The sequence below is a fragment of the Pseudoxanthomonas sp. LjRoot143 genome, assembly GCF_964252945.1.
Taxonomy (GTDB): domain Bacteria; phylum Pseudomonadota; class Gammaproteobacteria; order Xanthomonadales; family Xanthomonadaceae; genus Pseudoxanthomonas_A.
Genome location: NZ_CAXUPM020000001.1, coordinates 2908471 through 2920484, shown reverse-complemented (window position 1 = coordinate 2920484; position 12014 = coordinate 2908471). Strand labels below are relative to the sequence as shown.

Sequence of the window (12014 nt, the reverse complement as noted above, 5' to 3'; positions counted from 1 at the left end):
TGGGGGGTGGTCCGGCGGGTGGCCGTCCGGTGAGGTGTACTTTGCGCCGCCACCACGTACGTAAGGTGATATAGAATCCTGAAAACTTGATCGGGAGTACTTCCGTGGTCGATCGCCTTGCGGTCCTGCTGGAACGCTTTTCCGTCAGCGCAGCGGTGTTCCATGCCGGTGCGCTGTGCGGCGTCAACACGCTGGAGGCCGAGCCCGGCGTCGGCCAACTGCACCTGATCCAGCGCGGGCCCCTGGAGGTGTTCCATGGCACGACGTCGCTGCGCATCGATACGCCCAGCCTGCTGCTCTATCCGCGCGCGCTGACGCACCGCTTCGTCAGTGACGAGGAGCGGGGTGCGGACATGGCCTGCGCCAGCGTGCGGTTCGAGGGTGGTGCGCAGAACCCGATCAGCGCCGCGCTGCCGGATGTGGTGTGCGTGCCGCTGGCCAGCCTGCACGGCGCCCAGGACGTGCTGGCGCTGCTGTTCGAAGAGGCCTTCACCCAGCGTTGCGGGCGCACCGCGCTGGTCAACCGCCTGTTCGAGGTGGTGATGATCCAGGTGCTGCGCCAGCTGATGGAAACCGGCGAGGTGAAGGGCGGCATGCTGGCCGGGTTGTCGCACCCACGCCTGCGCAACGCGATCGTCGCCATGCACGAAGCGCCGGCGAAGGACTGGACGCTGGAGGAACTGGCGCGCGTGGCCGGGCTGTCGCGCACGGTCTTCGCCAACACGTTCCGTGATGCGCTGGGGCTGACGCCCGGGCAGTACCTGCAGGGCTGGCGCGTGGGCCTGGCGCAGCAGGCGCTACGGCGCGGCAAACCGCTGAAGGTGGTGGCGTCGGACGTGGGTTACGGCAGCGAGGCGGCGCTGTCGCGCGCCTTCAAGGCGCATAGTGGGCTGTCGCCGCGCGAGTGGAAGCGCCAGCAGGCGGTGCACTGAACGCGGCTGGCAAGTGCATCCCGCTTCGTCGACACTCCGTCGCATGACAGGACGATCGACCTCTCTCCCACGCGTGGTGCTGGTGCATGGCATCTGGAATGCGAAGTCATGGTTGGCGCCGCTGGCGCGCCGCCTGCGGCAGGAGGGCTTCGAAGTCGAGGCGTTCGGTTATCCGAGCATTCTCGGTGGGCCGGAGCCCGCCATCGCCGCGCTTACGACGCGACTGAAGGCCGGGGCGGCGGTGCATCTGGTCGGCCACAGCCTGGGGGGGCTGATCGGCCTGGAGGCGCTGCGCCGCACGCCGGGCCTGCCCGTGCAACGTCTTGTATGCCTCGGTTCACCCCTGTGCGGCAGCAACACGGCACGCAGCCTGGGGCGCTCGCCCTGGACGGCACCGGTGCTGGGGCGCAGCGGTGCGTTGCTGCAGGCGGGTTGTCCGCCCTGGAGTGGGCGCGTGCCGGTCGGCATGGTGGCCGGCAATGTCGCGCGGGGTATCGGACGGCTGCTCACCCGCTTCGATGGCGAATCCGACGGCACGGTGGGCCTGGACGAGACGCGGCTGCCGGGCCTGGCGGACCACTGCGTCGTGGCGTCCAGCCACACGGGCCTGGTCTTCTCCGCGGAGGCAGCCCGGCAGGCGGCCTGCTTCCTGCGCGAGGGCCGCTTCCGGGTCGTCGACTGACGTCCGTGTGCGGGCGCGTATAATCCGCGCCCTCGTCAGTGCACTCCGGAAGTTCCCATGGGCAGAGGCCCGTCGATCGAAGCCCGCAAGAACGCCACCGATGCCAAACGGGGCAAGATCTTCACCAAGATCATCCGTGAGATCGGCGTGGCGGCACGCGCCGGTGGCGGTGAGCCCGCCAACAATCCGCGCCTGCGCGTGGCCGTCGACAAGGGCCTGGCGGCCAACATGTCGAAGGACGTCATCGAGCGCGCCATCAAGAAGGCGACCGGTGAACTGGAAGGCGTGGTCTTCGAGGAGATCCGCTACGAAGGCTATGCGCCCGGCGGCGTCGCCGTGATCGTCGACTGCCTGACCGACAACCGCGTGCGCACCGTGGCCGAAGTGCGCCACGCCTTCGGCAAGCACGGCGGCAACATGGGCACCGAGGGCTCGGTAGCCTTCATGTTCAAGCGCCTGGGCGTGCTGAGCTACGCGCCCGGTGCGGACGAAGAGAAGATCACCGAGGCCGCCATCGAAGCGGGCGCCGACGACATCGTCGTCTACCCGGACGACGGCTCCATCGACGTGGTCACCACGCCCGATGCCTTCCAGTCCGTGAAGGATGCGATGACGGCAGCCGGCCTGGCTCCGGACCATGCCGAGACCACCTACCGCGCCGACAACGACATCAGCGTGGAAGGCGAGACCGCGCTGCAGGTGAAGAAGCTGCTGGACATGCTGGAAGACCTGGACGACGTGCAGGACGTCTATTCCAATGCCGACCTGGGCGCCGACGCGTACGCGTAAGCCGATCCTGTGACCCGCATCCTCGGCATCGATCCCGGCTCGCAGCGCACCGGCATCGGCATCATCGATGTCGATGCAGCGGGCAAGGTCACGCATGTCCACCACGCGCCGCTGGTGCTGCTGGGCGCGGACGATTTCCCGCAACGCTTGCGCCGCCTGCTGGACGGTCTTACCGAGGCCATCGCGACCTGGCAGCCGGACGAAGTGGCCATCGAGAAAGTCTTCATGGCGCGCAATCCCGATTCGGCCCTGAAGCTGGGGCAGGCGCGCGGCGCCGCCATCAGCGCGGTGGTGCTGCGCGACCTGCCGGTGCACGAGTACGCCGCCAAGGAAGTGAAGCTGGCCGTGGTCGGCCGCGGCAGCGCCGAGAAGTCCCAGATCCAGCACATGGTCGGCATCATGCTGAATCTGCACGGCAAGCTGCAGGCCGATGCCGCCGATGCGCTGGCCGTCGCCATCACCCACGCACATGTACGCGCCACCGCCAAACGGCTGGGCGTGAGTTCGCAACTGGCCTGGAGCAGGAAATGATCGGACGTCTGCGCGGCATCCTGGCGTACAAGTCGCCGCCCTGGCTGGTGATCGATGTCGGCGGCGTGGGCTACGAGCTGGAAGCGCCGATGAGCACTTTCTACGACCTGCCGGACGTGGGGCGCGAGGTGTTGCTGTTCACCCACTACGCGCAGAAGGAAGACAGCGTGTCGCTGTACGGCTTCCTGCGCGAAGGCGAGCGCCGGCTGTTCCGTGACGTGCAGAAGGTCACCGGCATCGGCGCGAAGATCGGGCTGGCCGTGCTGTCCGGTGCCAGCGTGGACGAGTTCGCGCGCATGGTGCAGGCCGGCGACATCACGGCGCTGACGCGCATCCCCGGCATCGGCAAGAAGACCGCCGAGCGGATGGTGGTGGAGCTGCGTGACCGCGCGGCGGACCTGATGGGCACGGGCGTGGGCGGCATCACCGCGCTGCCGGTCGACCCGCAGTCCGAGGCGACCATCGCCCTGCAGCAGCTCGGCTACAAGCCGGCCGAAGCCACGCGGATGGCGCGCGACGCCACCGCGCCAGGCGACGATACGGCGATGATCATCCGCAAGGCCCTGCAGGCCGCGCTGCGCTGACCGTCGCTCTAGAGCATCCCTTCACTTCTCCAGCGCTACCCTGCCGGCCGCCATGTCCACCCCTTCGCATTCCGCGTCGTCCGCTCCCCATGGGCATCACCACGGGCACGGCAACGCCAGTCTCGCCACCCTGGTCATCGGCGCCATCGGCGTGGTGTTCGGCGACATCGGCACCAGCCCGCTGTACACCCTGAAGGAGGCGTTCTCTGGCCACTATGGTCTGGTCGCCGACCACGACACCGTGCTCGGCGTGCTGTCGCTGGTGTTCTGGGCGCTGACCATGGTGGTCACGGTGAAGTACGTGACCATCATCATGCGGGCCGACAACGAAGGCGAGGGCGGCATCATGGCGCTGATGGCGCTCGCCCAGCGGAGCCTCGCGAAGGGGTCGCGCTCGGCCTACCTGGTCGGCATCCTCGGCATCTTCGGTGCCTCGCTGTTCTTCGGCGACGGCGTCATCACGCCGGCCATCTCGGTGCTGTCGGCCGTGGAAGGACTGGAAGTGGTCGCGCCGCAGATGCACAGCTGGATCGTGCCGATCACGCTGGTGGTGCTGGTCAGCCTGTTCGCCACCCAGCGGTTCGGCACCGCCAAGGTGGGCAAGGTATTCGGCCCGATCACGGTGACCTGGTTTCTGGTGCTGGCGGTGCTGGGGGTGATCAACATCACCCACGAGACCGAAGTGCTGCATGCGATCAATCCGGTGTGGGCGGTCAACTTCTTCCTTACCCACCACTGGCACGGCATCTTCATCCTGGGCGCCGTGGTGCTGGCGGTGACCGGCGGCGAGGCCATCTATACGGACATGGGCCACTTCGGTGCGCGTCCGATCCGGCTGGCGTGGTACTGGTTCGTGCTGCCGGCGCTGATGCTGAACTACCTGGGGCAGGGCGCGCTGATCCTCGAGAACCCGGCCGCAATCAAGAATCCGTTCTACATCGGCGTGCCGGAGTGGGGGCGCATCCCGATGATCGTGCTGGCCACCGCGGCCACCGTGATCGCCTCGCAGGCGGTCATCACCGGCGGCTTCTCCATTGCGCGCCAGGCGATGCAGCTCGGCTACATCCCGCGCATGCACATCAAGCACACCTCGCACGACACCATCGGCCAGATCTACATCCCGGGCATCAACTGGATGATGATGATCATCGTCATCGGCCTGGTGCTGGCGTTCCGCAGCTCCTCGGCGCTGGCGACCGCGTACGGCATCTCGGTGTCGGCCACCATGCTGATCGACACGCTGCTGCTGGCCATCGTGGCGCGCGCGCTGTGGCCGAAGTGGCGCCGCTGGGTGTTGCCGTTGTGCGCGCTGTTCCTGGTCGCCGACGTCGCCTTCGTGATCGCCAACGGCGCGAAGATCCTGCAGGGCGGCTGGTTCCCGGTGGTGCTGGGCACGATCCTGTTCACCCTGCTGCGCACGTGGCGCCGTGGCCGCGAGTTGCTGACCGCCGAGATCCGCAAGGACGGCATCCAGCTGGATACGTTCCTGCCGGGCCTGATGCTGGCGCCGCCGGTGCGCGTGCCGGGCACGGCAGTGTTCCTGACCGCGCAGACCGGCATGGTGCCGCATGCGTTGCTGCACAACCTCAAGCACAACAAGGTGCTGCACGAGCGCAACGTGTTCCTGACGGTCGAGACGCTGACGGTGCCGTACGCGCCGCCGGCGAAGAAGCTGAAGATCGAATCGATCGGCGACGACTTCTATCGCGTAATCGTGCGCTATGGCTTCATGGAGACGCCGGACGTGCCGGCGGCGCTGATGCGTTCGTGCGACAAGGGCGGCATCTACTTCGATCCGATGGACACCACCTATTTCGCCAGCCGCGAAAGCGTGGTCGCCATCCGTCGCCGCGGCATGCCTATCTGGCGCGACAAGCTGTTCGCGGTCATGCACCGCAACGCCGCGCCGGCGACCGGCTTCTTCCGGATTCCCGGCAATCGGCTCGTGGAATTGGGCGCGCAGGTCGAGATCTGACCCCGCGTCGCGCGCAAGGCGGTGCCGTACACTCGGTCACCGCTCACGCAAGGACGCCGGATGCCACCGCATGACCGCCTGATCGTGCTCGATGTCCTTCGGGGCATCGCGATCCTCGGCACGCTGGGCACCAATATCTGGATCTTCATGTACCCGGGTGGCCTGCTCGGCTATCTCGCGACAGGCTGGGGCCAGTCCGACGACATGCATTGGGGCACGTTGGCCCTGCAACAGCTGACCCAGGGCAAGTTTCTCGGCCTGCTCGCGCTGATGTTCGGTATGGGCATCGTCCTGCAGCAGCGGTCCGCGCTCGCCGCGGGCATCCGCTGGCCCGGCCCCTATCTGGTGCGCGCCGCGCTGCTGTTCGTCGACGGCGTGCTGAACTACCTGTTCGTCGTCGAGTTCGACGTGCTGATGGGCTATGCGATCACCTCGGTGGTCGTGGCCTTCATGCTGCGGCTGGGAAACCGTGGCAGGACCGCATGGCTGGGGGTCGCCGCCGGCGTGCATTTCCTGTTCCTCGGCCTCGTGGTGCTGGTGCTGGCGTTCTTCGATGGCGACATGCCGAGCGGGGTGACGGCCGCCACCGGATCGGGCTGGTGGGACATGGTGCAGTCGCGCGTCGATAACGTCTGGTTGTTCCGCGAAGAGATGTTCTTCATCGCACCGATGAGCGTGGCGCTGTTCCTGCTGGGTGCGCGGTTGCTGGAGGCGGGGGTGTTCGAAGCGCGGGGCGCGCGCCTGCGCCGTTGGCTGATCGTGCTGGGGCTCGGCGTGGCCTGGCCCATCGACATGGCGCTGGGCGTGTTCGGCGGCGATGCCGGCATCATGGCCGGCCGCTACGGCACGGCGCCGTTCGTCGCGATGGGCCTGTTTGCGGCGGTGGCGCAGGCCTTCCATCGCCGTCCACGGCCGGGCGCACTCGGGCGCCGCCTCGCCGAGGTGGGTCGCATGGCCCTGAGCGGCTACGTGCTGCAGAACCTGCTGGCGTCGGCGCTGTGCTACGACTGGGGCCTGGGTCTGGCGCGCCGTGTACCTGAGGCCTGGTCGGTTCCCGCCACGGTGGGGATCTACCTCCTTGTCGCCGCCTGCGTGATGCTGTTCGCCCACCTGTGGCAACGACATGCGAAGCGGGGTCCGCTGGAATGGCTGTGGCACAGGTCATACCTGCGACTGACACGCGGGTCGAGGGCCAACGATGCCGTCGCGGCCTGATCGAGCGGCCGCGGGACGAATCCGTCCGTCATAATGGGCGCATGACCGCCGACCGCATCATCGATTCGTCCGCCACGCGCGAAGACGACGCCATCGAGGCCAGCATCCGCCCCAAGCGACTGGACGAGTACCTCGGCCAGAAGCCGGTCCGCGAACAGTTGGACATCTATATCCAGGCGGCGAAGGGACGGGGCGAGGCGCTGGACCACGTGCTGATCTTCGGGCCGCCTGGGCTCGGCAAGACCACGCTGAGTCATGTCATCGCCAACGAGCTGGGCGTGAACCTGCGGGTGACCTCCGGCCCGGTGATCGAGAAGGCCGGCGACCTGGCCGCGCTGCTGACCAACCTGCAGCCGCACGACGTGCTGTTCGTCGACGAGATCCATCGCCTGTCGCCGGTGGTCGAGGAAGTGCTGTACCCGGCGATGGAAGATTTCCAGATCGACATCATGATCGGCGAAGGTCCGGCCGCGCGTTCGATCAAGCTCGACCTGCCGCCGTTCACCCTCATCGGCGCCACCACGCGTGCGGGGTTGCTGACCGCGCCGCTGCGCGACCGCTTCGGCATCGTGCAGCGGCTGGAGTTCTACTCGCCCGAGGAGCTCACCCGCATCGTGCAGCGCTCGGCCCGCATCCTCGGCATGGACTGCGTGCCGGAAGGCGCCGCCGAGATCGCCCGCCGTGCACGCGGGACGCCACGCATCGCCAACCGCCTGCTGCGGCGTGTACGCGACTACGCCCAGGTCAAGGCCAGCGGCCATATCGACGTGGATGTCGCACAGGCCGCCATGCAGATGCTGAAGGTGGACCCGGAAGGCTTCGACGAGCTGGACCGCCGCATGCTGCGTACCATCATCGACAGCTTCGACGGCGGACCGGTGGGCGTCGAGTCGCTGGCGGCGGCGCTCAGCGAAGAGCGGGGCACGCTGGAAGACGTCATCGAGCCCTACCTCATCCAGCAGGGGTTCCTGATCCGTACCGCACGCGGCCGCATGGCGACCCGCAAGGCTTACCTGCACCTCGGGCTGACGCCGAAAGGGCGGGTGCCGGAGGCCGGCGAGGCATCGGGCGAACTGTTCTAGACCTCACTGGTTACAGGTTGGTATGCATCACACCGTGTGGGAGCGCATGCTTTGACGACTGATTCGAAGACGATCGCCGGGGATGCGGCTCCGTTCATCTTTCCGACACGCGTCTATTGGGAAGATACCGACGCCGGTGGCGTGGTGTACCACGCGCAATATGTCGCCTTCCTGGAACGGACCCGTACCGAGTGGTTGCGGGCCGGAGGTTACGCCCAAGAGCGATTGCGCCAAACCCACGACCTGGTGTTCGCCGTCCGTTCGATGCGCCTGGATTTCCTGCGCCCCGCACGGCTGGACGATCTGCTCCAGGTCAGCGCGCGCATCCACGAGTGCAAGCGGGCCAGCGTGGTCTTCGCCCAGTCCATCGAACGGGACGGCGAGGTCCTGCTGACCGCGGAGGTGAAGGTCGCTGCGCTCCGCGCGTCGACGTTCAAACCCGTCGGGCTGCCCGATACGTTGTACCAGGAGTTCCGTCGACTCGAATCCCCGGGCCGGCCGCTTTAACCCGATACGCACCACGAACCGAGACACGAGGAACGACGGATGATCGCAACGCTGCTGGCCTTCCAGGAAGTCGTGACGGAGGCATTGCCGCCCGAGACGGCTGCCGCCGCTGCCGAGGCCGCCGCTGCCACCACGCACAGCGGGATCAACTACATCGACCTGATGCTCAAGGCGAGCCTGCCGGTGCAGCTGATCGTGCTGTTGCTGCTGGTCGGGTCGGTGATCAGCTGGGTGATCATTTTCCGCAAGGGGCGTGTGTTCAAGACCGCCAACCGCGATGCCGACGAGTTCGAAGGCCGCTTCTGGTCCGGCGCCGAGCTGCACAAACTCTACGCCGGCGCCGCCGACCGCAACCGCATGGTCACCGGCCTGGAGGCCATCTTCGAAGCGGGCTTCCGCGAATTCACCCGCCTGCGCGACAAGCGCGGTCTCGATGGTCGCGCGCAGCTCGAAGGCGCGCAGCGCGCCATGCGCGTGACCTACACGCGCGAAGTCGACCAGCTGGAACGCAACCTGGAACTGCTGGCGAACATCGGTTCGACGGCACCCTACGTGGGCCTGGTCGGTACGGTGTTCGGCATCATGGTGACCATGCACGACATGCTCAACAGTGGCGAGCAGGCGGGTATCGCGGCCGTCGCGCCGGGCATCTCCGAAGCGCTGTTCGCCACCGCCATCGGTCTGTTCGTCGCCATTCCGGCCGTGTGGGCCTACAACCGCTTCACCACCCGCGTCGAGCGGCTGGCCGTGCGCTATGAAAGCTTCGCCGAGGAGTTCAGCTCGATCCTCCAGCGCCAGAATTCGGGCGAGTAAGCGGGGCACGCCATGGCCGGAAGCATCATCCATCGCAAGCGGCGCAAGCTGAAGTCCGAGATCAACGTCGTGCCCTATATCGACGTGATGCTGGTACTGCTGATCATCTTCATGGTGACCGCGCCGCTGCTCACGCTGAGCGTGGACGTGAAACTGCCGTCATCCAACGCGAAGGCGGTCGAGACGCGCAACGAGCCCGTCATCGTCATCGCGTATCCCGACGGCCGCTATGGCCTGAAGTTGCCGGAAGCCAAGCAGCCCGAGGTGCTGGATGCGGCCGCGCTCGAGGCCCAGGTCGCCGCGATCCGCGCGGAGCAGGGCAACGAGCTACGCATCATGGTGGCCGCCGAAGGCGCTGCGCCGTACCAGAAGGTGCTCGATGCCATGGACGTGCTGCGCCGTGCCAAGGTCAGCAACGTCAGTCTTATGACCAACGCGGGTGGCAATGCACGCTGAGGTGCTCCAGCGCCAGCGCCCCCCGCAGGACGAGGGGTTGGGCCGGGCGGTGGCGTGGGCCATCGGCCTGCACCTGCTGTTGCTCGCCGTGTTGTTGCTGTCGCCGTACTTCAAGTGGGATCGCGACCGGCTGAATGCGGCGGGATCGCAGTCGATGGAAGCCACGCTCGATGTCTCGGCCGCCGACCAGCAGGCGGTCGAGCGCGCGCTGGATTTCCAGCCGGCGCCGATGCCGGAGCCTGTGCAGGAGCCGGCCCCTGAGGACACCGTTCCGCCGCCGCAGCCGATTCCCGAGCCGGCACCCCAGGACGCACCGGTCGAGCGCCAGGCCAATGCCCAGGAACGCATCCCGGTGCCGGACGATGTCGACCAGGACGAAGCGCGCCGCGATGCGATCTCGCAGGAAAAGGCGCGCCAGGAGCAGGAGGCCAAGCGCCGCCAGGAGCAGATCGACCTGACCGAGCGCAAGCGCCAGGAGCAGGCCGAGCAGCAACGCCGGCTGGCCGCGCAGCAGGAAGAAGATCGGCAGAAGCGCATCGCCGCCGAAGCCGCGCAGAAGGCCGAGGCCGATAAGAAGCGTCTGGAGGAAATCCGTCGTCAGCGCACCCAGGCGCAGCGGGAGCAGCAACTGGCCGAACAGAAGCTTCGTCAGCTGGCGGATGCCCGTGCGCGGCAGGCGGCGAGCGCGGCGGCGCCCTCTCCGACTCCCGCCGCCGGTCCGGCCGGCAACGGAGGCACCGATGATGGTTTGCTCGCGCGCTACCGGGAGGCGATCCAGCAGTCTGTCTCCCGTCAGTGGACGCGTCCGGAGTCTGTTCCTGTCGGTACGCGTTGCAAGCTCGTGGTCAGGCAGCTCCCCGGTGGCGAAGTCGTCAGCGCAGAGGTGCAACCTGGCTGTCCCATGGACGAATTGGGGCAGGATTCTCTTGAGCGAGCGGTCCTGAAGGCGCAGCCGTTGCCCTACCGTGGTTACGAAACGGTCTTCAATCGGACGCTGATCTTTACTTTCGAAGCCCGGGACCGTTGACTTCACACGACGTTTCGCCGCCCTCCGTTCACAATTGTTAAAACGTTCACGCGCGGGCTGGTATCCCTTTGCCGCCCCCGTTCAACCCCAGAGCCGTTGCCCATGAAGAAACCGCTGCGCTGGTTTGCCCTGTTCCTGCTCGCTCTCGTCCCGGCATTGGCGTCCGCCCAGCAGCAGGGGCTGGAGATCGATATCGTCGGCAGCAACACCTCAGCCCTGCCGATCACCATCGTGCCCATGCCTTACCAGGGCACCACCGCGCCGCCGACCGACGTCTCGGCCGTGGTGCGCGCCGACCTGGAGCGCTCGGGCGCCTTCCGTACCCTGCCCGAAGCCCGCATCACCGAGCGCCCCACGCGCGGTAGCGAGATCCAGTACCCGACCTGGCGCGCGCTGCGGCAGGACTACATCGTGGTCGGCCGCGTCGCCGATGCTGGCGACGGCAGCTACCGCGTGGAGTACGAACTGTTCGATGTGGCCAAGCAGGAGCGGCTGCTCGGCGAGGTGAAGACCGCGCGCGCCAACGCGCTGCGCGATGTCGCCCACCAGATGGCCGACGCGATCTACGAAAAGATCCTCGGCGTGCGCGGCGCGTTCTGGACCCGCATCGCGTACATCACCGCCGCCGGCACCGGCAAGGCGACGCGCTACGCGCTGATGGTGGCCGACTCCGATGGCTTCAACCCGCAGACCGTGGTGCGCTCTGCCGAGCCGCTGCTGTCGCCGTCGTGGAGCCCGGATGGCCGCAAACTGGCCTACGTCAGCTTCGAGACCGGCAACTCGGCGATCTACATCCAGGACATCTCCACCGGTGCACGCGAGAAGGTGGCCAGCTTCCGTGGCATCAACGGTGCGCCCTCGTTCTCGCCGGACGGCCGCCAGCTGGCGCTGACGCTGTCGCGCAGCGGCAATCCCGAGATCTACGTGATGGACTTGGGCAGCCGTTCGCTGCGCCAGCTGACCACCACGTCGGCGATCGACACCGAACCGGTGTGGAGTCCGGATGGCAGCAGCATCTACTTCACCTCCGACCGCGGCGGCCGTCCGCAGATCTACCGCGTGCCGGCGGGGGGTGGCAGTGCCAGCCGGGTGACCTTCGAGGGCAACTACAACGCCACGGCCAGTGTCGGCTTCGATGGCAAGAAGGTCGCGGTGGTGCAGGGCAGCGGCAACAATTACCGCATCGCCCTGATGGACACCAGTCTGGGTGGTGCGCGCTGGACGTCGCTGTCGCCGGGCTCGCTGGACGAGTCGCCGAGCTTTGCGCCGAACGCCAGCATGGTGCTGTATGCGGCGCGGGAAGGTGGACGCGGCGTGCTGTACGCCGTGTCGGCCGATGCGCGCGTGCGCCAGCGTCTGGTGGTCGCCAACGCCGACGTTCGCGAGCCGGCGTGGTCGCCCTACCGCACCCAGCGTTAATT

The 12014-nt window shown here is 67.5% G+C and carries 13 protein-coding genes; all 13 read left to right on the top strand.

All coding sequences use genetic code 11. The features are described from left to right. Positions 1 to 104: 104 nt before the first annotated feature. The 13 genes from ACSQ1W_RS14200 to tolB all read left to right on the top strand — a co-directional run bounded on the left by ACSQ1W_RS14200 (position 105) and on the right by tolB (position 12012). Entirely contained in the window at positions 105 to 932 is an 828-nt protein-coding gene (locus ACSQ1W_RS14200) for a cupin domain-containing protein (protein ID WP_436044311.1), read from the top strand. 43 nt (positions 933 to 975) lie between these two features. Further along, positions 976 to 1614 (top strand): esterase/lipase family protein, encoded by a 639-nt coding sequence (locus tag ACSQ1W_RS14195; RefSeq protein ID WP_436044310.1) that lies wholly within the window; start codon positions 976 to 978, stop codon positions 1612 to 1614. 57 nt (positions 1615 to 1671) lie between these two features. Next, positions 1672 to 2403: a YebC/PmpR family DNA-binding transcriptional regulator gene (locus ACSQ1W_RS14190; RefSeq protein WP_192272747.1), complete on the top strand. Its 732-nt coding sequence runs from the start codon at positions 1672 to 1674 to the stop codon at positions 2401 to 2403. A gap of 9 nt (positions 2404 to 2412) precedes the next feature. Further along, positions 2413 to 2934, top strand: coding sequence for a crossover junction endodeoxyribonuclease RuvC (gene ruvC, locus ACSQ1W_RS14185; RefSeq protein WP_436044309.1), 522 nt, complete (start codon positions 2413 to 2415; stop codon positions 2932 to 2934). Beyond that, a complete protein-coding gene (ruvA, locus tag ACSQ1W_RS14180) occupies positions 2931 to 3518 on the top strand; it encodes a Holliday junction branch migration protein RuvA (RefSeq protein ID WP_436044308.1) in 588 nt (195 codons plus the stop codon). Before ruvC ends, ruvA begins: the two co-directional genes overlap by 4 nt. Before the next feature lie 52 nt (positions 3519 to 3570). Beyond that, a complete protein-coding gene (locus tag ACSQ1W_RS14175) occupies positions 3571 to 5493 on the top strand; it encodes a potassium transporter Kup (protein WP_192272741.1) in 1923 nt (640 codons plus the stop codon). Between the two features lie 60 nt (positions 5494 to 5553). Continuing rightward, entirely contained in the window at positions 5554 to 6708 is a 1155-nt protein-coding gene (locus ACSQ1W_RS14170; protein ID WP_436044307.1) for a DUF418 domain-containing protein, read from the top strand. Between the two features lie 41 nt (positions 6709 to 6749). After that, complete coding sequence (ruvB, locus tag ACSQ1W_RS14165; RefSeq protein WP_436044306.1) at positions 6750 to 7790, top strand: Holliday junction branch migration DNA helicase RuvB; 1041 nt, start codon at positions 6750 to 6752, stop codon at positions 7788 to 7790. A gap of 51 nt (positions 7791 to 7841) precedes the next feature. Further along, positions 7842 to 8297 (top strand): tol-pal system-associated acyl-CoA thioesterase, encoded by a 456-nt coding sequence (gene ybgC, locus ACSQ1W_RS14160; protein WP_436044305.1) that lies wholly within the window; start codon positions 7842 to 7844, stop codon positions 8295 to 8297. Positions 8298 to 8336: 39 nt separating this feature from the next. Further along, a complete protein-coding gene (gene tolQ, locus ACSQ1W_RS14155; RefSeq protein ID WP_436044304.1) occupies positions 8337 to 9110 on the top strand; it encodes a protein TolQ in 774 nt (257 codons plus the stop codon). A gap of 12 nt (positions 9111 to 9122) precedes the next feature. Continuing rightward, complete coding sequence (locus tag ACSQ1W_RS14150) at positions 9123 to 9566, top strand: ExbD/TolR family protein (protein ID WP_436044303.1); 444 nt, start codon at positions 9123 to 9125, stop codon at positions 9564 to 9566. Then, on the top strand, positions 9556 to 10593 hold the full coding sequence (gene tolA, locus ACSQ1W_RS14145) for a cell envelope integrity protein TolA (RefSeq protein ID WP_436044302.1): 1038 nt from the start codon (positions 9556 to 9558) through the stop codon (positions 10591 to 10593). The genes ACSQ1W_RS14150 and tolA overlap by 11 nt, the downstream gene beginning before the upstream one ends. Positions 10594 to 10695: 102 nt before the next feature. Next, on the top strand, positions 10696 to 12012 hold the full coding sequence (gene tolB / locus ACSQ1W_RS14140; RefSeq protein WP_436044301.1) for a Tol-Pal system beta propeller repeat protein TolB: 1317 nt from the start codon (positions 10696 to 10698) through the stop codon (positions 12010 to 12012). Positions 12013 to 12014: the final 2 nt, after the last annotated feature.